At 38.9% G+C, this 22,592-nt stretch carries 10 protein-coding genes; 8 read left to right on the top strand and 2 right to left on the bottom strand.

Annotation, left to right across the window (positions count from 1 at the left end; translation table 11 throughout):
- The first annotated feature begins 68 nt into the window (after positions 1–68).
- Positions 69–9,686 carry a CHAT domain-containing protein gene (locus F6K15_RS00115; protein ID WP_293055517.1) on the top strand — a complete coding sequence of 3,206 codons (9,618 nt, stop codon included), beginning with the start codon at positions 69–71 and terminating at the stop codon, positions 9,684–9,686.
- Positions 9,687–11,057: 1,371 nt separating this feature from the next.
- A complete protein-coding gene (locus F6K15_RS00110; protein ID WP_293055514.1) occupies positions 11,058–12,446 on the top strand; it encodes a pentapeptide repeat-containing protein in 1,389 nt (462 codons plus the stop codon).
- A 682-nt stretch (positions 12,447–13,128) separates the two neighbouring features.
- Here F6K15_RS00110 and F6K15_RS00105 read toward each other — a convergent pair.
- Positions 13,129–14,001 carry an S-methyl-5'-thioadenosine phosphorylase gene (locus tag F6K15_RS00105; protein WP_293055511.1) on the bottom strand — a complete coding sequence of 291 codons (873 nt, stop codon included), beginning with the start codon at positions 13,999–14,001 and terminating at the stop codon, positions 13,129–13,131.
- 557 nt (positions 14,002–14,558) lie between these two features.
- Between F6K15_RS00105 and F6K15_RS00100 the strand changes: the two genes are divergently transcribed.
- The gene (locus F6K15_RS00100) at positions 14,559–14,765 is read left to right on the top strand and encodes a hypothetical protein (protein WP_293055508.1); all 207 of its coding nucleotides are present in this window, start codon (positions 14,559–14,561) and stop codon (positions 14,763–14,765) included.
- Between the two features lie 1,099 nt (positions 14,766–15,864).
- On the opposite strand, the gene F6K15_RS00095 is transcribed toward F6K15_RS00100, so the two are convergent.
- Positions 15,865–16,698, bottom strand: coding sequence for a Tab2/Atab2 family RNA-binding protein (locus F6K15_RS00095; RefSeq protein ID WP_293055505.1), 834 nt, complete (start codon positions 16,696–16,698; stop codon positions 15,865–15,867).
- A gap of 113 nt (positions 16,699–16,811) precedes the next feature.
- On the opposite strand from F6K15_RS00095, the gene F6K15_RS00090 reads away from it, so the two are divergent.
- The 5 genes from F6K15_RS00090 to F6K15_RS00070 all read left to right on the top strand — a co-directional run bounded on the left by F6K15_RS00090 (position 16,812) and on the right by F6K15_RS00070 (position 22,164).
- Positions 16,812–18,077, top strand: coding sequence for a valine--pyruvate transaminase (locus F6K15_RS00090; RefSeq protein ID WP_293055502.1), 1,266 nt, complete (start codon positions 16,812–16,814; stop codon positions 18,075–18,077).
- 332 nt (positions 18,078–18,409) lie between these two features.
- On the top strand, positions 18,410–18,895 hold the full coding sequence (locus F6K15_RS00085) for an NC domain-containing protein (RefSeq protein ID WP_293055499.1): 486 nt from the start codon (positions 18,410–18,412) through the stop codon (positions 18,893–18,895).
- A 133-nt stretch (positions 18,896–19,028) separates the two neighbouring features.
- Positions 19,029–19,730: a class I SAM-dependent methyltransferase gene (locus F6K15_RS00080; protein ID WP_293055496.1), complete on the top strand. Its 702-nt coding sequence runs from the start codon at positions 19,029–19,031 to the stop codon at positions 19,728–19,730.
- Positions 19,731–20,219: 489 nt separating this feature from the next.
- On the top strand, positions 20,220–20,801 hold the full coding sequence (locus F6K15_RS00075) for a hypothetical protein (RefSeq protein WP_293055494.1): 582 nt from the start codon (positions 20,220–20,222) through the stop codon (positions 20,799–20,801).
- A gap of 115 nt (positions 20,802–20,916) precedes the next feature.
- On the top strand, positions 20,917–22,164 hold the full coding sequence (locus F6K15_RS00070) for a glycoside hydrolase (protein WP_293055492.1): 1,248 nt from the start codon (positions 20,917–20,919) through the stop codon (positions 22,162–22,164).
- The last annotated feature ends 428 nt before the right edge of the window (positions 22,165–22,592 follow it).

The following is a 22,592-nucleotide window of genomic DNA, read 5'->3' as shown; positions in this document are numbered from 1 at the left end:
AGAAAAGATATACTAGAGTTAATAATAATTATATTTGTGAGTTTTACCGTTAACTCTCAGTTCATAATATGAAACTAATCACATTACATCTTTGTCCTCTGATAAGCTTCGTGTCTCTATTGGGAACAGTTGCTCTTCCTGCTCATAGTCAACCTATTACTCCGGCAAATGACGGTACAGGAACGACTGTAAATCAAAACGGCAATCAATTTAATATTCAAGGCGGTACTCATAACGGCACTAACCTCTTTCACAGCTTCGGTAAATTTAACCTCAACTCCGGTCAAACCGCCAACTTCATCTCCACCCCAGATACCCGTAATATTCTTGGCAGAATTACAGGTGGAGACCCTTCTATAATTAATGGCTTAATTCAAGTTATAGGTGGTAACTCCAACCTTTTCTTAATGAACCCTGCCGGAGTCATGTTTGGCCCTAATGCGAGTCTCAATATTCCCGCTTCCTTCAGCGTTACTACTGCCACAGGTATAGGTTTCAACAGTAATAATTTCTGGTTTCAGGCAATGGGAACAAATGACTACTCAAATTTAGTAGGCAACCCCAGTGGCTACAATTTTAATGTCTCAAACCCAGGCGTAATAGTTAACGAAGGAAATTTAAGTTTAAATCCTGGACAAGATTTAACTTTAGCAGGTGGTACGGTTATCAACACAGGTGAATTATCTACGGTAGGAGGTAATATCACCATCGCTGCAGTTAATGGTGGAGATACATTAAGAATATCTCAACCAGGCCATCTGTTGAGTTTAGATGTATCACCTACTTCTAATAATTTATCAGGACAGTCTATTACACCAACGTCATTACCAGAATTATTAACAGGTGGTGACATACATCACGCCTCATCTGTGGTTATGAATGCTCAGGGTAATTTGGAATTGACCGATACAGCAGGAGTAGCGATAGCCTCTGGTAATATTAATGTATCAGATACCTCCAATGGAAGTATTGGGGGACAGGTGAATGTATTGGGCGATCGCGTGGCAGTTATCGATGCTAATATTAGTGCCAATGGTCTCAATGGAGGGGGCAAAATATTAATTGGAGGCGACTTTCAAGGTAATGGAATTGTTCCCAATTCTCAGCAAACTTTTGTTAACAATAACTCAACTATTTCTGCTGATGCTATTAATAATGGAGATGGCGGTCAAGTCATAATTTGGTCGGATAAGACGACTAATTTTGCCGGGAATATTAGTGCTAAAGGCGGAAACTTTTCTGGTGATGGAGGCTTTGTTGAAATCTCTGGAAAAGAACAATTAATATTTGATGGAAATGTTAATGTTGCGGCAGCATTTGGAGAAACAGGAACAATATTATTTGACCCTAAAAATATTAATATAGGAGAATCAGAAAGTAGCAACGAACCACCGGAGCAAAATGAAGATGATAATGTCACATTTTCTGTAGAAGAAATAGAAGAATTAGAGGGTGAAATAATTCTTCAAGCGGATAATGATATAACAGTTAATGAACCAATAGAAACTTCAGATGCAATAGAATTAAAAGCCGGACGAAATATTAATATAAATGCAGATATAGATACATCTCAAAGCAATAGTAATATTTCTCTATTTGGTAACGACAATAGTGCAAATATTAATAATCGCGACCAAGGAGCAGGTTCAATTAATCAAAGAGAAGGTACAACATTAAATTCTGGTAGTGGCGATATTACAATTAGACTAGGAAATTTAGGTACAAATGGCGATATAAATCTGGCTAATTTAACTACTACTGGTCAACTATTCATCAATGCTGACCAAGGCAATATTAGACAAGTTTCTCCTAATTCTTTAATTACTGCTAATAGAGCAATATTTGAAACTCAAAATTCTGGTGGAGTAGGTTTAGCTGAAACACCTTTGCGAATAGATGTAAATAATTTAGAAGTATTGACAGGGGAACAAGGAATATTTATTGACTCAATAAGTGATTTAACCATTGGTGGAGTTAGCGAAGAAGTAACAGGAATTTCTACTAGAGAAGGCGGTAATATTGAACTAAATATTGATGGGAATTTCACTGCGAATGAAGAAATATCTACATCAGTTCCTGACAGGCAACCAGGAAAAATTACTATTTCTAGTACTGGGAATATTGATACTACTCAAACCACACTTAAGTCAAATTCTGAATCAACTACAGGTGGCGATATTTCGCTCACTGCTGATGGCAATATTCAAACAGGAGATATTAATGCTTCTACCATGGGTAATGATAGAGGTGGAAATATTACCATAAATAGTGGTGGTGAAGTTGATGCAACTGCGGGGGAAATATTTTCTGCTTCTTTTGATGGTGATGGTGGAAATGTAACAATTACCAGTGAGAACGATTTAAAAACTGGCTATATTGACTCTCGTTCAGAGGGTAGTGGTAATGGAGGGAATATTACTCTCGAAAGCACAGGTGGTAATGTTGATACCAGTAGCGAAGAATTAGCGTCTTTTTCAGTTAGAGGAAATGCAGGAAATGTCAGTATTACCAGTAATGGCGATATCAAAACAGCAGATATCTTTTCTTCCGCAGGTGAACCATTAGATGCAGACGGAGACTTAACAAATTCATCACCATTCGAGACAAATAACACTGACTCAAATCAAACTCAGAGTGCAAACGGTAGTGGAGGAGATATTACCCTGACAGCAGAAGGTATTATTGATACTAGCGCAGGAGTCCTGGAATCATTTTCTAGTCTAGGCAATGGAGGTAATATCAGCATCACCAGCAAAGGCGATCTTACTACAGGGGCAGTTTTTTCCACTGCTGGCGACCCTGATGTAGGCGACTCTGCAAATAATAACACTACCAGAACAACACAGACAGAAATAAATAGTGGCAATAGTGGTAATATCAGTATTGAAAGCACAGAAGGGGCAGTAACTATCACCGCAGAAATAGATACTGTTGGCGAGGCAGGAAATGCTGGAGATATTACTATCAAGGCTTTTGGAGATATTAAGACTGAAAGTATTGAATCAAGGACAGGTGGTGGTGAAGGAGGAGATATAACTATTGAAAGTAGAAGTGGTACTGTTGATACTAGGGTTGCTACTATTAATACTATGGGAACTGAGGTAGAAGCAGATGCAGGAATATTTTCTGCTTCTGAGAAAGGAAATGCAGGAAATATTACTATCAATAGTCAAGGAGATGTGAGTACAGGTAATATTAACTCCAGTTCACTGAATGGTCGAGGTGGAAATATTACTCTAGAAAGTACAGGTGGAATTGATACAAGTAGTGGTGAAATATCTTCTTTATCACAAACAGGAGATGCTGGAAATGTTACCCTCGGCAGTAATGGGGATTTGATTACAGGTAATATTAACTCCACTTCACAAAATGGTCAGGGAGGGAATATTACTCTTTTAAGTACCAATGGAAATATTGATACAACTGGCGTTACTGTCGATACCATGGGGAATGAGGAAGTTGCAGGAATATTTTCTGCTTCTGAAGAAGGAAATGCAGGAAACATTACCATCACCAGTAATGAGAACTTGACCACAGGTAATATTGACTCCAATTCAATGAATGGCAATGGTGGGAATATTGCTCTCGAAAGTATAAGTGGAAATATTAATACAACGGGTGGTGAATTAGCTTCTTTGTCACAAACAGGAAATGCAGGAAATGTGACGATCGCCAGTAATAGAGATTTGAGTACAGGTAATATTGACTCCCGTTCAAAAGGTAGTGGTCAAGGTGGGAATATTACTCTAGAAAGTACAGGGGGAAATATTGATACAACAGGTGGTGAAATAGCTTCTTTTTCAGAATTAGGAGATGCAGGAGATGTGACTATCACCAGTAATGGTGATTTAAGTACAGGTAATATTGACTCTCGTTCCAACGGTAGTGGTCAAGGTGGGAATATTACCCTCGAAAGTACAGGGGGAAATATTGATACAACAGGTGGTGAAATAGCTTCTTTGTCACAAACAGGAAATGATGAAGATGTTGAGACAAGTAACGATGATACAGGCAGTGAATTATCTTCTTTTTCAGAATTAGGAGATGCAGGAGATGTCACTATCATCAGTAGTGGCGATCTGAAAACAGCAAATATCAACTCCCGTTCAAAAGGCAGTGGTCAAGGTGGCAATATTACTCTCGAAAGTACAAATGGAAGTGTTGATACAACGGTTGGTGAAATAGTGTCTAGGTCACAAACAGGAAATGCTGGAAGTGTAACTATCAAAAGTCTGAGCGATATTCAGACAGGTAATATTGATTCCCAGACACAAGCAGGTCAGGGTGGAGATATTACTATTGAAAGTACAGGTGGCAGTATTGAAACCTTGGGAACAGACCAAGATGTAGCAGGAATATTTGCTGCTTCTGAGGAGGGGAATGCAGGAAACGTTGCCATCACAAGTAACGGAAATTTGATTACAGGTAATATTGACTCCCGTTCAACTAATAGTCAAGGTGGGAATATTACTTTAGAAAGTATAGGTGCAAATATTGATACCAGTGCTGGTGAAGTCAGGTCTTCTTCCCGTAGGGGTGATGCGGGAACTGTGAGTCTTACCAGTCAGGGTGATATCAAAACAGGAAGTATCCTTTCTTTCGCAGGTCGCGGAACAGATGAAGTCGAAGAATCAGAAGATTCTCAAAACCAGAGTGGCAGCAGTAATGGGGGAGATATTACCCTGAAAGCAGGGGGAGATATTGATACTACCGCAGGAACTAACGATCAATCTAAGTTAGAGTCATTTTCTCGAGAAGGTTCAGGTGGTAATATTAGTCTGGAAGCTAAAGGTGACATTACAACAGGACAAATTCTTTCTACCGCTGGCGACCCCCAAGCAGGTAACCCCGAAGATAATAGTAATATCACACCCCTAACACAAACAGAAATAAATGAGCGGAGCAGTGGTAATATCAGCATTGAAAGTACGGAAGGTGCAGTAACTACAACAGAAGAAATAAATAGCTTTGCCACTTCTGGTAATGGTGGCAGTGTAACTATTAAAAGTCGTGGCAATTTGACCACAGGTGATATTAACTCCCGTTCAGATGTTAATGGTAATGGTGGAAATATTACCCTCGAAAGTACAGATGGAAATATTGATACCACTAACGGCGATCGGGGAATATCTTCTTTTTCAGAATTAGGAAATGCTGGAGATGTTACTATTACCAGTAATGGGAATTTGACTACAGGTGATATTGACTCTCGTTCAGACGGTAATGGTCAGGGTGGCAATATTACCCTCGAAAGTATCACCAGAAATGTTAATACCAGTCAGGGTAGATTATTTTCTTTTTCAGAATTAGGAGATGCTGGAGATGTTACTATTACCAGTAATGGCGATCTGACCACAGGTAGTATTGACTCTCGTTCAGACGGTAATGGTCAGGGTGGCAACATTACCCTCGAAAGTATCACAGGAAAAGTTAATACAACAGGTGGTGAATTATCTTTCTTTTCAGAATCAGGAGATGCTGGAGAAGTCAATGTTACCATCACTTTTGACAATAGTGAATTATCTTCTTTCTCAGAATTAGGAACTGCTGGAGATGTCACTATTACCAGTAGTGGCGATCTGACTACAGCAAGTATTAACTCCCGTTCAAAAGGTAATGGTCGAGGTGGGAATATTACTCTAGAAAGTACAGGGGGAAATATTGATACAACTGGTGGTGAATTATCTTCTTTGTCAGAATCAGGAAATGGTGGAAATGTGACTATTACCAGTAGTGGCGATCTGATAACAGGTGAGATATTTTCCTCAAGTGGCAACCCACGAGGTTCAAATAACAACCCATCCATCTTACCTAGTGAAAACCAACAACAAACAGATAATTCTAATACGGTCGAAAATAGCGGACGTCGCGGGGGTAACATTACTCTAATAGCTGAAGGTGAAATAAATACTACAGCAGGAGTCATAGAGTCATTTTCTCGTCAAGGAGAAGGAGGTGATATTAGCATCGAAGCTAAAGGTAATATTACCACAAGTGAAATCATTTCTTTAGCAGGAGACCCAGAAAATATTCCACCCTCAAGAGACAATACAGAAAACGCCACCATTACTCAGTCTCAGGTTGAGTCAGAAACAGGTAGTCCTGGGGGCGATATTAGCATCCAGAGTTTGGAGGGTAACGTAACAACTCAAGGGGAACTCATTTCTTATAGTAATCAAGGAAATGGAGGTAATGTTAGTATTATCAGTAACGGCGATATTAATATTGCTGGTATTGACTCCCGCGCTGATAATAGAGGTCGTGGTGGTAATATTTTAATCCAAAGTCAAACAGGTAGTATTGACACTATCAATGGTGAGTTAGCTTCTTCTTCCAGAACAGGTGACGGCGGTAATATAGAGATTATCGGTACAGGTAATATTCTAGTAGAAACGATTTTTTCAGAATCAGAAGGTAATGGTAATGGTGGAGATGTGACTATTACAGGTAATAGCAATATCAAAACAGCAAATATTGAATCATTTGCCGGAGGTAGTGGTACAGGCGGAAATATATCTATTACTACTACAGATGGTGCAATAGATACCAGTGTTGGCGAGTTAGTCTCTAGTTCCCAAACAGGGGAAGGTGGAAATGTTATTCTCAGCGCCACAGGAGATATTATTACAGGTTTTATCGAAAGCTTTAGCGGTGCGGGAGCAAGAGGTGGTAATATTACTTTGGAAACAATTAATGGCAATATTGATACTACTGTTGGGTTTTTAGGTGAAGAGGCAAATATTCCCACTGATGCGGATGTATCTTCAGAAGATGTTGCGACTACCTTCGAGCAGGAACGCGCAAACCTGAGTTCCTACGCTCCAGAAGGTACTGGAGGCAATATTGTGATTATTCAGCGGGGTCAAGGAGAGATTACCACTAGCAATATTAGTTCTTTTGGCGGGGAAAGTAGCGGAGCTGTTAATATCACCAACAATGACGGCAATATTAACACGGGTGTAATTTTTTCCACTGCTATTAACGGTGCAGGCGATCGAATATCTATCGAAACTCTGAATAACGGCGACTTAAATATTAATCATATTGCTACTTATTCTACTGCTGAGGATGGTACTGGGGGTGAGATAAAATTGAATGCTAGTGGTGTTGTCAATATTAATAACGTAGCATCTTTTGGCAATGCAGGTAGTGGAGATGTAAGTATTGAAAGTAATAGCGGTAGTATTAATACCGGGACTATTCAGACTCGCGCCCCCAATGGCACCAGTGGTAATATTACTTTAAATACTTTTAGCACTCAAGGGGATATTAGAACTGCAAATGTTAGCACTGAAGGGGGAGAAGCGGCTGGAACAGTTGAAATTCTTGCTCCCGATGGTTCGGTTACTACTGAAGATTTGGAATCTATTTCTGAGTCTGGAAATGCTGGAGGTATTGATGTTCAGGCAGGGGAGGATATTGAAACTGGAGACCAAACTGTTGATAGTGCGACTGGTGATAGTAATATTAATAACGAAGCTGGTGGCGATATTACTACTGGAGACCAAACTGCTACTACTGAAGAAGGTAATGCCAGTATTAATAATCAAGCAACAGGTAATATTACTACTGGAGACCAAACGGCAGTAACCAACCAAGGTAATGCCAGTATTAATAATCAAGCAGGAGCTAATATTACCACTGGAAACCAAACAGCGATAACCAACCAAGGTAATGCCAGTATTAATAATCAAGCAACAGGTAATATTACCACTGGAAACCAAACAGCGCTAACCAACCAAGGTAATGCCAATATTAATAATCAAGCAACAGGTAATATTACCACTGGAAACCAAACAGCGATAACCAACCAAGGTAATGCCAATATTAATAATCAAGCAACAGGTAATATTACCACTGGAAACCAAACAGCGATAACAAACCAAGGTAATGCCAGTATTAATAATCAAGCAACAGGTAATATTACCACTGGAAACCAAACAGCGATAACAAACCAAGGTAATGCCAGTATTAATAATCAAGCAACAGGTAATATTACTACCCAAGACCAAATAGCAATAGGTAATACAACAAATATCATTAACCTACCAGGTGGAGAACTTAATACTGGTGAAGTCATTCAAATTAGTCCACCTCCATCAATACCAATAAGCAATACTTTGCCACAACAATTACCTCAGATACAAGCAACTCCAGTCATCCCACCAGCAGCAAACCCAGTGCAACCAACAACAACTCCAGTCATCCCACCAGCAGCAAACCCAGTGCAACCAACAACAACTCCAGTCATCCCAACAAATAACATTTTGCCAAACAACCCAATCTCAAATCCGATCGCCACTAACATTATCCAGTCAGTACAGAGTAACAGTACCATCAGCACAACAAACAATCCTAATCTGCCAAACAAAAATAGCGATCACCAACAAATCAACATCAATACCGACACCAAAACAGCTTTAAAAAACATCAATATTATTAACAATACTCCCTTAACTGTTGCTGCTAACTCCCAGATGTTGATAACCTTAGAGCAAAATCGGAACAATGAATTTACCGACCACCTTGGAGAAGACCCATCAACTCAAAATATATCCATCAAAAATATCCGGGAAGTGCTGACAGATATCGCCCGTGAAACAGGCAAAAACTCAGCAATTATCTATGTCACAGCTTACCAAGAAGAACTGCAACTGGTATTATATACATCAGACAGCGACCCCATCCTCAAAACTATTCCGGCAGCTAATCGCCAACAACTCATGGAAGTTGTCCTACAATTACGAGTTCAAGTCACAAATCCCTCACGTCGCAAAACTCAAAGCTATTTGCCACCAGCACAAAAATTGTACAATTGGCTCATTAGACCCATATCAGCAGAATTAGAAGCAGCTAATATCGATACCTTACTATTCAGTATGGATGAAGGTCTACGGACATTACCTGTAGCAGCATTACACGATGGCGAACAATTCCTCGTCGAAAAATACAGCCTCAGTTTAATTCCCAGTATCAGCTTAATGGACATCAACTACCGCCCAATTCAAGATACCCGAGTATTAGCAATGGGAGCAAGTGAGTTTATCGAACACAATTCCTTACCAGCAGTGCCAGTAGAATTAAAAACTATTTCCCAACAGTTGTGGAAAGGTACTCAATTTCTCAATCAAGACTTCACCCGTAATAACCTGCTAAACCAACGACAAAATTATCCCTATCCGATCATTCACCTAGCAACTCATGCAGAATTTAGACCTGGTGCTATCAGCAATTCCTATATTCAACTGTGGGGTAACCAACAACTACAGTTAGACGAAATACGGGAATTAGGTTGGAACGATCCTCCAGTAGAATTATTAGTATTGTCAGCTTGTCGTACCGCTGTTGGTGACAAAAATGCTGAGTTAGGTTTTGCCGGGTTAGCAGTCGCAGCAGGAGCAAAGTCTGCCTTAGCGAGTGTGTGGTATGTGAGTGATGAAGGTACGTTAGGATTGATGACAGAATTTTACACCCAACTAAATAATGCCAAGATTAAAGCAGAAGCTTTACGACAAGCACAGTTAGCAATGTTACGAGGAGAGGTAGTTATTACAGAAGGTCAGTTAAGGGGAACAGCAGCTCGTGGTGCAGTGGTATTACCGTCAGAGTTAGGAAAGTTTGAAAATCAAAATTTATCTCATCCCTATTATTGGGCAGGGTTTACTATGGTGGGTAGTCCTTGGTAGTTTTTGGTAGTAGGGGAGTGGTTCACACCGATTATGCCACGGATACACGGATACGGAAGGGAGTGGGGGAGCGGGGGAGTAGGGGAGTAGGGGAGTAGAGGAGTAGGGGAGAAATTAAAAAATAGGCGTTGGTGATTTGAGGTATGATATCGTATCTAGAGCAGAGTGCCATAGAAGGCGTTGCTGATTCTGGGTATGATGCAAGCCCCCCTTTCCCCCCAATTTTGGGGGGAATAAAACTCTAAAAGTTCCCCCTTATTAATCCCCCTCCCGTCCCCCTTGGGAAGGGGGAAAGCCAGAGGATGCTGCGCATTTGAAGGATGGGAAGCCAGAGGATGCTGCGCTTTTTGTTGAATGGGGGATGCGCGGGGGCGAAGGCGAGAACCAAACAATCGCGCATTCATACTTCAATTCAGCAACGCCCCATAGAACTCTGTTCCGCTGAAGCGACCAAAAAACTTTCTCTTTCTTCTTCTTTCTTTCCTCCTGAGTTCTGAGTTCTGAGTAATTAAGATTAATATCATACACGCGCTTCACCAACGCCAAAAAATATACAGCAGAGATCAGGAGTCATATCATGTCCGTTGGTATTGTTTGTGTAAAACCAAGGGTGAATATCTACAAAAAATTTACGTTTGTTTTTTCCAGCTTTTAAGCCTTCTTCCCTCTTCCTTCTTCCCTCTTCCTTCTTCCTTCTTCCTTACCTTCGCTATACAATACCGATGCTACCGGACATGATATCAGGAGGAGAGAGAATCACAAAGATGAGCGTAGTTATGACGATTGAAGAACTTTTTTATGTCCAATTAAACGGATTTGATATTATAAAATATTTGGTTGATAATTAAAAAAAGTTTACTTTAAATACTTAAGGTACAGTATAACAATAAATACTACTTTTTGCAATACTTGTGACACGAAAACTTTAACCAGACCTGGTTGATTAAGTCTAAAACCTTTATCTGTAAATACTTTAGGCTTTTTTCACAACAAAAAGTGCAAGGTTGTAGAGGCGAAAAGCTAAAAATGTGAAGATATTGAACAGACAAAGGCGAAAAAAATTCCGACAACTTTTCCTTCTAAATACTCTGTAATTCTCATGTATACTGGCTTATAAATTCTGATCGCTAACTTCTTAACACCTGAATCTTAACTTCCACTTTCACCAAAAGACTTTTTCAGTAAAGCCTAACTATTGTATTTTATCAAGATTTCTGCTATTGAATTACCAATATAAGCACCTCTTCCAAAAAATAGAAAATTAAAGCATAGTTCTCAGGGGACGAGGGTTTGAAGGATGAAAGTAGTCTTTTAGACTTTAGCTAAATTAGAAAAAAAGTAGTATAAAAATGAGAATAGGGAAAAAATATTATGAGCAAGCAACACTGGTTAGATATAAGTGAATATGTCTGCCTAGCAGGTTCAGTTTTAGGAACCATTGCTTCAGCTACTTATGGGCAGGCAATATACGCAGCAGCACCTTTGACTTTGGCCTTATCTGCAAGTGTAGCTAATAGAAAGCGGCTAGATAAATTGCAACAACAAGAACAAAGAGTGGCGCTTACAGATATTCAGAAAACCTTCTTAGAAGATGTGGATAGAGTTGATAGTCAAACATCTCAGTTGCAAGAAAAACTGAATCTTCAAACTGAGGAACAACAAAAGAAATTAGAAGTAATAACAGAACAGCTGAATCAAAAATTAGTCGCTGAAAGGGAAACCTTAGAGCAGCAAACTCAGCAACAAAGGCATAAATTACAAGAAGCTATAGAGTCAATACCAACTGAACTACAACAATTCATTCAACGTTTAGATCCATTAGAACGCCAGCAGAAAGAAATCATTAGTCAACGCTTACCTTGGGCAGTTTCAGCGATTGAGGAGCTACAAGATAGAGCTGCTGCCATCGCACCCTTAGAAAGTAACTTTGGTCATATTAGTAGAAATCTGCAAATTTTGAATAATCGTGTTGAGAGTCTGCCTCAACCAGAGTTTTTTGGTAAAATTGAAACAGCTATTACTTCAGTGCAAAAGCGACTTGATTTGAATCCTGTCAATTTTCAAGATGCAGTGCTGACAGATGCTAACCTCAGTGGTATTTATCTCAAGAATGCAAAACTAACAGATGCTAACCTCAGTGGTGTTGACTTGGGTGGTGCTTGTTTAAATAATGCCAATCTCACAGATGTTAACCTTAGCAATGCTAATTTAACAGGTGCAGATTTGGCAGTTGCTAATCTATCCTACGCAAACTTGAATCATGCTGAACTGGGTCAGGTTGATTTGTCTGGTGCTAACCTCAGTGGAGTAGATTTATCCTCAGCTAACCTTAGTGATGTTAATCTTTCGTCTGCTAATCTCACAGATGCAGATTTAAGTAATGCTAACCTAAATGGTGCTAACCTAACTAACGCTAACCTCAGTGGAGTTATTCTCAGTGATGCAGATTTAAGTAATGCTAACCTAAATGGTGCTAACTTGTCTCATGCCGGTTTAAATAATACTAATCTCAGTAATGCAAATCTTTGTGCTGCACAATTGTGGTGTACTGATATAAGTGATGCTGACTTAACTGGCATATTCATAGATCAAAACACTAAATTAGACGAAAAAACTCAAGAGCAATTGCAAAAAGCAAGTCATAAAACAAAGAATCAAAATCTTCATGGTTATAGCAGGAAAGTAACTGATATTAATCACAATAGGGTTCATCTGATGAGTCCTAATTTTTTGGAAGGAAAATCAGGCGTTGCTGAATAAATGTATGATTTCACAGTCCTCAGGAGGAACGTGTCAGGAAGAGTGAGTCAACAGAGTAGGTAGAAAGGAGTTTTTCGGTGATTAAATAGGTATAATTTGCACTATTGTTTTGGCGGAAAATTGATATTCCTGTAGATATAGTGATATTTATAGAACCCCTGATCGTCTCTTTGCAGGGGGTATATACTTCTGACTGCGGTCTTCAGTCCTCACAAGTTGTGGAAATTCAGGAACGAGAATAGGGGAAAAAGCGGATGCGACCCCGCAACAACGTTAGTCGTAAGGGGTCATATCATGTCCGGATAAGAGCGTGATAGAACTACGTTCCTCTTACGCGTTAACAAAGTTTTGCGCCAGCAATCAAAAAACTTTCTCCTTCTCCTCCTCTTTACTTCTTCTTTATTTCCTCCTGACTCATGAGGACTGTACATTGCCAATCCGACGGCTCCCCTACCTGACTCCTCCGTCGTTTATTTATAGTCGAAGGAAAGAGCACGGACATATCAAAATTTTAAAACTCAGACAACGCCAGATTTTTTGCTCTTTCGATTCTTCGGTTCTTCTTTCTTCCTTCTGCTATAACTACTGAAGTTAAATAATTGGAAAAAAGTGACATGATTAGACATTGCTTGGTACTATCAGGTGTCTAAATGTGCCCTCAAATCATATTTTTGAGAGATTTCTATATATACTTCTGCAATAATAATTTCAACTTCTCCTTCGTCTGAGTAGGTACCCTATCCAAAGGAGTTAAGATGGCATTTTTCAAAGCTGAATGAGAATCAGAAACAAACTGTTCTTGACTCAATCTCCGCACCGTTTCCTGAATAACTTTTTGGGCATTCACAACATTCTTCTTTAAATTATTAATCACCATATCGACAGTCACGCTATCATGTTCTTCATGCCAACAATCGTAATCTGTAGATAAAGCTAAAGTTGCATAAGCTATTTCCGCTTCCCTTGCCAACTTCGCTTCTGGTAAGTTTGTCATCCCGATAACTGTTGCGCCCCAACTGCGATATAAATTCGACTCCGCTTTAGTGGAAAAAGCTGGCCCTTCCATACATAAATAAGTGCCAGTGCGATGCACATTTACATCGGGCAAATTTAAACTTTCCGCAGCATCCGCCAGCATTTTTGCTAGTTGAGGACAAGTAGGATTTTCAAAAGTAATGTGTGCTGTTATACCTTCACCGAAAAAAGTAGATATCCGACCTTTTGTCCGGTCAATGAACTGGTCTACTACTACTAAGTCTAGTGGTTTGACTTCTTCTTTGAGAGAACCAACTGCAGAAGCAGAGATTAAATATTCCACACCTAGACTTTTCATACCATAGATATTGGCGCGAAATGGTAATTCAGATGGTAATAAAGCGTGGTTGCGATCGTGTCTGGGGAGAAATGCTACTCGTGTTCCTTCTAAAGTACCAACAATAATACTATCAGAGGGAGACCCAAAGGGGGTATCTACCCGTATCTCCTCCAAATCTGTGAGTGCCTCCATTTTGTACAGACCACTACCACCAATAATTCCTATTTTTACTTTGGTCATCCTGAGGTTAGCTAATATGTTTGATTTTTTAGGTATTCTACCTGATTTCTGGTGAAATTATTTGAGATTGTATAGGTTTAAATACTTATTGAAGGAAGTGACTAAGAATACGGCCTGTGGGGGGTATTACCCCACCAACAGCATTGGTACCGCAGGTCACAGTGGGGTGGGGTATTAGACCCATTACAGATAAAGATAAATAACTAGCAATAGGGGACTATAGAGAACAGGGCACAGAGTCAAGTAAGTGTTTATCATTAATACTTATGTATTAATGATACTATATATCTAAGTCTTTTTCATCGCCAAATGTATAAAAAAAAATTAATTTTTCAAAATATTCAATGTTAATGCTTAATCTTTACCAAATTTTCATAAAACAAACTATACTTTTGTAATATTGTAGGAAAATAAGAATTAATCAATTTTCTGTCTTGCCCTTTCTTGATTCTGCTAAGCAATTCTCCTACCCAGATATTTTTTCTATTTTCTGCGGGTAGCCAATATTTTTGGAATATTTCTCTTTTGTCGGACAATTATCTGATTTATTAGGAAAAATGAACAAATCCCAAGCTAAAGCTAAAACAACTTCCCTAGAATTAGTTGTCAGTAATATTTTTGCCGCTCGTAAAATTTCGGCTAGCGATCGCCAGTTTTTAAGAGCAGCATTGTTTTTGCCTAATCTTTTAAGTATCACAGAACAAAACCAGATTAAACAAGTTTATGAAGAATTAATGGCTGGACGAATTAGTGTTGTCAAATAGGAATTGTATGAACTTTTTAAAATTTCTCTGAAGTTATGACTTTTGAATGTTGCTTCAGAGTCTAGAGTCAATTCGTGATGATTTCCTTCTAATTCCTCATCATATCAAGTCCGGTTGAACAACCTTAATTTAATTTAGTAGTCAGTAGAGCTAAATCCTGAAATGTTTAGTATTGCTAGACATTTTACTGTTTCCTATGACCTATCGGTCTCGCAAAGGAGCAGGGAGAATACAGATATAGCACTGTCCAACTTTCCGGAGGTACAATCTATTTTGGGCAGCAGTGGAGCAGGGAGTAGGGAGAATGGAGTAGGGAGAATGGAGCAGGGAGTAGGAAAGATAGATTACAGCGCTTTTCAAATTGATGAACCACACATATTCACAAGCAAAACCTTGTAGGGACATTCCATGGAATGTCCCTACAGTGGTCTACCCAAATGAAAACCACTGTAATGTTGAACTGTACCTCAGCATCTTTAAAAATGCTGTATTTGCGGTTGAAGTGAGAGGGTCGGTTTTTTCAGGTCTCAATTAAACTGACATGATGTTACTTACTTTTTCCTCAAATTAGCTTCAATAGACTTCCCTTAGGTGACAACCTATACAGATAAACAATTGGAAAACCTTTAATCATGTTTCCTAGCTTGACCATGAGTTATAGCAGTCGCCATTACTTTTAGAACATATCAAAAGCTTAAAACTCAGACAACGCAAGATTTTTCCTTCTTCGTTCTTCCTTCTTCCTTCTGCTATAAATTAATTTTTTTGGCGTTGGTGAAAAGAAATGTGATGTCATATCATGTCCGGTTGAATAATTAGACTTTGGTGGAAGGAAGGCAGGAGGCAGGAGGCAGGAGGCAGGAGGTTTTCTCAAGAGTGTCACCTTAATTTTATACACGCTCCGATGCTACCGGACATGATATCATGTCCGGATAAGAGCGCGAACAAAAAACTTTCTCTTCTACTACTCTTTCTTCTTATTTCTTCCCTCCTGACTTCCCCTCCACGGTCGGGACCCGCGGGTGGGTTTACTCCTGACTCCTGAGTCCTCAGTAATTAAGATGAATATCATACACGTGCTTCAGCAACGCCATTTTTTTTATTGTAAAAGCCAAAATCCACTATAAGTCATCCCAGAATCATCTGGTTGTACTAACAGAAAATGTAACCCCTGACTATATTGTTTTCTCTGTTGATAAACTTGAGCTGCTAGTGACACTTCCTGGTCTGAAAAAGTAGCAACTACCCACCGATCTACTAATCCCGCTTCTAAAATTAACCCGTCAGGATCGCCAGAAACATACTTTAAAAAGTATGGTTGCGCTGCTTCTAACCATTGAGCTAATCTCATAGACTGACGACCTCCATCTATAACAACCCCTGGTATAGGAAGTGTTGAAGATAATCCTAAATTCAAGGGTAAAAGAAATTCAGGTACTGCCAAAATAGGAATTGGGCGCTCAATAATATCCTTAATATTACCTGCAGGTAATGTAGCAAATCTCCAGCGATCGCCCCAAAGATTTTCAGCTAATGGCACGGGTGGAGGAGAATCTAATTTTAAGGGATCGTAAGATTCCTCAGTATATGTTTCCATTTTCTGATATTCTTGCACCCTCTCCAGTAACCATTGTTTTAAAGCAGTAGTACGTCTAGTCGCTTCCACTTTTACCCCCAACATTTGAGCTGCGGTTTCAATTAAACCCAAAGATTGAGGTCGAAATACTTGAATTGTATCTGGTACATCCTGGCCTTGACCCACTTTTCTAAGTTGCTCCACTAGCCAATGGGCATTAACTTCTGACTGGGGACAAATAGCCGTAAATTCTAGGCTACGAGTGGGAGTACAAATTAATAATTCCCATAATTGTTGGCCTTGTTTATCCTTGAGTGGACGGCGATAATAATCTGCTTGCCAAATACTATTGTTCATTTATTTTTGAAGGAAGAAGGAAGAAGGAAGAAGGAAGAAGGACAGTTGCCTGCTAGAATTACTCTTGGCTACAATTAAAAAATTGTCAATATATTTATATTTGATTAGATGCTATGGTCAATCCTGCCTTAAGTGAATTTGGTACAACTATGTCCCGCCTCACAGGTGTGCGGGCAATTATGGCAGATATTATTGCTACCCTACAAGTAGGCCAGGGACAGAAGTTTCTCAACTTCAGTTCAGGAAATCCCTTGGTTTTGCCAGAATTAGAAAAGTTGTGGCGGGATTGTACCACAAAATTATTGGCCAGTCCAGAATATGGGGAAGTTGTGGGGCGTTACGGTTCATCTCAGGGTTATCAACCGTTGATTGATGCAGTTATTAATGATTTTAATCGTCGCTATGGCCTGAATTTAAGCGATCGCAATATTTTAATTACTCCTGGTTCTCAGTCTATATATTTCTATGCTGCTAATGCTTTTGGTGGATATACTAGCAGTCAAACTCTGAAAAAAATTGTTCTGCCTCTCAGTCCAGATTATACAGGTTATGGCGGAGTGAGTTTAGTGCCAGAAGCGGTGGTTGCTTATAAACCGACTCTGGAAATAGATGCTGAGTCTCATCGCTTCAAATATTGTCCAGACTTTAGTCAACTGGTCATTGATGAAAATACTGGCTGTGTCATTTTCTCACGCCCCTGTAATCCTACTGGTAATGTGATTAGTGCTGATGAGGTTAAGAAAATTGCAGATCATGCCGCTGTTTATGATGTGCCAGTATTTGTGGATGCGGCTTATGCTCCCCCATATCCAGGATTAAATTTTGTGGAGATGGAGCCAATATTTGGGGACAATATCTGTCATTGTATGAGTTTATCGAAAGCTGGACTTCCTGGAGAAAGAATCGGCATTGCGATTGGGGATGAAAGAATAATTCAGGTTTTGCAGGCTTTCCAGACTAATATGTGTATTCATTCTCCTCGTTATGGACAAGCGATCGCTACTTATGCAATTAATTCTGGGGCCTTGGCAGCAATTTCTACTGAAGTAATTCGGCCTTTTTACCAAAATAAGTTTTCAATTTTAGAATCAACTTTATCAAAAGCTCTACCAAAAAATTTGCCTTGGTTTCTCCATAGTTTTGAGGGGGCAATTTTTGCTTGGTTATGGTTTCAAGATTTACCGATAACTGACTGGGAACTGTATCAAAAGTTGAAGCAGGTGGGGGTTATTGTTGTGCCTGGCAGTTCTTTTTTCCCTGGTTTGCACGAAGAATGGTCTCATAAACAGGAGTGTATTCGGATTAGTTTAACTGCTTCTGATGAGGATATTAAAGAAGGAATGGAACGTTTAGCTAAGATGATAATTTCTATTTTTTAAAGCACTTGTTAAATACATTATACATCTCCTCCAAAAGAGGGAACAGGGAACAGGAAACAGGGAACCCACCCCTAGCCCTTCCCCCTCCCAGGAGGGGAATAATTGATAATTTATGGATAATAATTGATTTTATTTTTGATTTTTACCAGATGTATATTAGACCTCTTGCAAAAGTTTTAATTAAATTAATTTAAGAACTGAAATCAACAATTTAATCTCCCTCTTCCCTATTTATTATTCCCTATTACCTGACTTCTGCAAGCAGTCTATTAAGCAATTTGCAATAGCATAGACTTTAAAAAATACAGATAAATAAAAGGAGTATAAAATATATGAGTACCTCAATTTATAGTATTGCAATTGAACCCACTGCTGGAATTGCTAGACATTATTTTATTTCGTCTGATGGAACATTTAAAAATTCAATTGGATGGGGTCCTCAAGGAATTGAATATCGGGGAAAAGGGGCAGAATTAACAGTTGAACAAGAACAGCGAGCTTGTGAATATTTACACAAGTTTGGCAAATACAATATTCATACTAATAATTGTGAAATGTTTGCTTGGTATATTATTACTGGAAGACGTTATTCTGGGCAAACTCAAGAAAAAATTCACACTGCCATTGGAGCTAAAATGGTTTCTCTTATACAACCTGTTTTGACACCTGGAGAAATAGTGAATTATCAGTATGAACAAGCAATAGTTTGTAAATTTAATGAAGACCTGGAAAAAGCAAAACTTGCTCGCTTAAAATCAGAGCAAACTATGCGTGATGATTTTTGGAAAAAAAGAGATGCCAAGGTAAATGAGATTTGAGAGTAAATTAAGTTCCTTACGCATCCTAATTGTTCTTTTCAGGATTTAATTTTTTGAAGTTTAAAGATTATCCTCCTATAGAATATGCTAAAAATATAAAGATCCTACATATAAAAAAAAAGCCACTGTAACCATGATAACTGTCAAAGAAGCAAGAGAAAAAGCATTATCTTTTCTTAGTCAACAAGGACTTGAAAGAGAATTTATTGAAAATGCTTCAGTCAAACTTGATGATGCAGAAAAATTGATTAATATCAGCCGTCAAAAAAATCCTCAAAAGATATTAGAAATTGGCACATTTGTCGGAGTTTCCACTGCTATATTAGGATTGTGTCTGCCAGAGTCAAAAATTGTTTGTGTGGATGCCGACCTTCCTGTAGAACTTCTAAATCTTCTTTGTGTTAAACAATTTGAAATTAAAAATAAACAAACTCATTTATATTTTGTTGAAAAAGTCCTTAAACACTTTGATATTTTGACAAGATTTACCTTAAAACGAGGTTTTTTTTCTTGCGGTTTTCCTAACAAAGAAGATTTAGAGAAAGTAGTAAATTATGGGATTAATCTTGAGGACAGAGAAATTATTGGTCGAGAGCTATGTGAAGAATATGGACCATTCGACCTAGCATTTCTGGATGCAGACCATCGAACGGAAGCGGTCAAACAAGACCTAACACTACTTTCTAGTTATATTAAACCAGAAGGAACAATTATTCTTCATGATGTTGGTTTAGATTATTGGGGACAACAAGTACGACAAGGGGTGGAATTGTTCTTAAAAGAACATCCTCAAAAAAAATTTAATATTGAAGGTGAAATAGGCTTGATCTCTTAAGGTTTTGTCAGCAACAAATGATTCTTAAAACTTAAAATTGGGTCAAAAATTCCACATACCGAGTTTCTACACTGCTTTAGTCAGAGACTCGGTTAATTTTTTATATCTTACAGCAGTTATCTTGTTGATGAGGTACAAAGTTTATTGCTCTAGGGAACAGAGAACAGGGAATAGGGAATAGTAAACTGTTAAAGGGTTTGAGGGTTTAGAAATGTCCTGACTTTAATGCATAGCGCTATAAACCTACATATATATATAGCTAGCAGAAGAAAGAAGGAAAAATATTACGTTGTCTGAGTTTTAAGCTTGATTAAAATTTGTAAATCTTAGTCATCGATACAAAGCGAAAATTCTCTTGCTCAAAGTGAAGTTTTAAATAAAATGAAAATTCTCCTGAGCAACGCAAAGTTCTAAAGAATAAGCTATAAGTAATAATATGGTGAGGGGTCTCACCCCTCGACGCGATTACCAATTTATCAAGGATGTCCAATGCTAAAGACTTTTCCGATTGATACAACTAAAAACATCAATCCTCTAACTAATAACTTCAGGGTCAACAATTTCAACAATGGATATACATTCGTAGCTACTCCTGGCTATGAAAATACTGAATTAGAATTCTTACAACTCTCAACAATGCCTAGTTGTATTCGCCTTGGCCTAGAAAACTTAAAATCCTTTGAAGTAGTAGACCATCAATTTAAAAATTGGGGCCTCACTTTCTCTAATGCAATTGCAATTGAACCCTCAAACCCTGCTTTTGCAGTTCCTCCAGGTGTCAAAGTATTAATGGGAGCGCCAAAAAGTGGCCTAATAGAAATTTACTTTAAATCTCCAGTCAAGTTTGTCAGTGCAGTGGTCACCAGTTCTCGCCGAACAGTCTTGTCAGCCTATAATAAAAATGAAGAACTTCTGGCCAAAGACGAAATGTCCGCCTCAAATTTGCTTGACTCTAATTCAAATATTCCTCCAAATGCTCAATTAACTGTGAATGCCGAGAACATTCACAAAGTTAGTTTCTATGCTTTTGACGGTCAACTAATAATTGTAGATTTGAACTTTGGCTTCTGAAACTCCCCAAAAGTTCGATCGAGCTTCAAGATTTGAGAACTTTTCCTAACTTTTCTTAATAGTGCTATAAGTAATAAATCCATGAATAGTTTAGTACCAGGAAGAGTGTCAGAACGTGTCAAGTCCCAATTCTCTGTCTATATTTGTCCCCTGGTTACATTTTCATCAACCTCCGATTTGGAATAATGGTCAACTACAGGGCAACTTAGAAAAAATGCTTGGTGGTGAAGAAAACTCTGAAGAGCATTGGAATGCTCAATGGTTTGCTCAAGCATACAAAAATCCGGCCCGTTATGCGAAACAACTTACACAAGAAGGTTATCAACCCCGGATGATGGTAGATTACTCTGGAGTATTGCTGGAAGAAATGGCCAAGCTTTCGACCAATGGTATTTTTTCTCATCTTCACGTTGATAACGAACCAGTAGGAGATGTCATTGGTCTTTGGCGAGAAGTTCTCACAGAATATTCAGACACGATAGAATTTACTGGTAGTGCATATAGTCATTGCTATTTTCCGGCCACTCCTGAACGAGACCACGAAGCTCAAATTATGGAATGGCGACGAGTCTTTGCCGATTTATTTGGGACAGAGGCACTATCACGGATAAGAGGGTTTTGGTTACCGGAGATGGGTATGACAGGAGACTCTGCTGAAGCATTGAGATTTATACGTCTGTTGAAGAAGTGTGGTTATGAATGGATTATTTTACCTAATGCAGCATTGGAACATCCTGAAGGTTGGAGTACGCCAGAGTTAGAAAACCGAGTGCATTGGTTGGTGGTAGAGTCAGATGGTGAGTCGGAACGTATTCTCTGTGTGCTTAGGGATACGGATATGGGTATTCGACAGCAAAGTGGTCAAAATGCTGATGGTTGTATTAGTGATGTGCGATATCGTGGGCAAGAAGTGGGAATGAAACCGCCTGCTTTGGTAGTGCCGACTTCTGATGGGGAAAATGGTAATGTGATGATGTTTGAATATTTTAAGAATTCTTTTGTTCCTCTGTTTCGGGAGAGCGATCGTTGGTCTGATGTAGGTTTTCTGACTGTAAGTCAATATATCGATACATATTTATCAGAGGGTTCAGCGACAGAGGTAAGACTGAAGTCAACCGGGGGTTCGTGGATAGGGGGTCATCAGCAATGGCAAGAAGGAGACTTAAGACAAGAGGTATTGGCAGCAGTTGAAAAGTTGAGTCAAGATTATGCCAAGGTTGTAGAGTCTGGTAAGGGGTCTGTTGAAAAAACTAGAGCGTTATTGTTGTGTGAAACCAGTTGTTTTGTTTATTGGGGTTCTGATTTTTGGGCGGAACAGGCAAAGTTATGTATTGAGTGGGCAAGAAATATGTTGGATATCTAGTTTTTCTTTATGATGGCAAGTTAGGGATGAGGAAGTTGCGATCGCCTACATTGTATAGATATCAAATGAATTCTATCCATATTATATAGTTAGGGAAGGGAGTAGGGGAGTGGGGGAGTGGGGGAGATGGGAGGATTTTTCGGTGGTGGTGCATTATCATTATTTTGTGACGTAAGGCAGTGGGAACATTTTGCTCCTTTGCCAGGCACCCCTTGTTCTTGTATACAACCCATTTGATATCTATATAATTATGCTAGTCAAGTCTTTTCGCGCATCAATTTTGAAGAAAAATCTTGGTGTTGGTGTGTTGAATTTTTTGTATTATTTCTCCCCACATCTTCCCTCTTCCCTCTTCCTTCTTCCCCTCCTGGGAGGGGTTAGGGGTGGGTTGTCTCCTGTCTCCTGTATAGCTGTCTCCTGTCTCAAGG

It is taken from the genome of Okeania sp. SIO2B3, assembly GCF_010672525.1.
Lineage (GTDB): Bacteria > Cyanobacteriota > Cyanobacteriia > Cyanobacteriales > Microcoleaceae > Okeania.
This window is presented reverse-complemented; position numbering and strand designations above follow the sequence as displayed.

Excerpts from the sequence above, each read along its gene's own strand:
- F6K15_RS00115 (WP_293055517.1), top strand. The coding sequence starts at position 69 with ATGAAACTAATCACATTACATCTTTGTCCTCTGATAAGCTTCGTGTCT.
- F6K15_RS00110 (WP_293055514.1), top strand. The coding sequence starts at position 11,058 with ATGAGCAAGCAACACTGGTTAGATATAAGTGAATATGTCTGCCTAGCA.
- F6K15_RS00105 (WP_293055511.1), bottom strand. The coding sequence starts at position 14,001 with ATGACCAAAGTAAAAATAGGAATTATTGGTGGTAGTGGTCTGTACAAA.
- F6K15_RS00100 (WP_293055508.1), top strand. The coding sequence starts at position 14,559 with ATGAACAAATCCCAAGCTAAAGCTAAAACAACTTCCCTAGAATTAGTT.
- F6K15_RS00095 (WP_293055505.1), bottom strand. The coding sequence starts at position 16,698 with ATGAACAATAGTATTTGGCAAGCAGATTATTATCGCCGTCCACTCAAG.
- F6K15_RS00090 (WP_293055502.1), top strand. The coding sequence starts at position 16,812 with ATGGTCAATCCTGCCTTAAGTGAATTTGGTACAACTATGTCCCGCCTC.
- F6K15_RS00085 (WP_293055499.1), top strand. The coding sequence starts at position 18,410 with ATGAGTACCTCAATTTATAGTATTGCAATTGAACCCACTGCTGGAATT.
- F6K15_RS00080 (WP_293055496.1), top strand. The coding sequence starts at position 19,029 with ATGATAACTGTCAAAGAAGCAAGAGAAAAAGCATTATCTTTTCTTAGT.
- F6K15_RS00075 (WP_293055494.1), top strand. The coding sequence starts at position 20,220 with ATGCTAAAGACTTTTCCGATTGATACAACTAAAAACATCAATCCTCTA.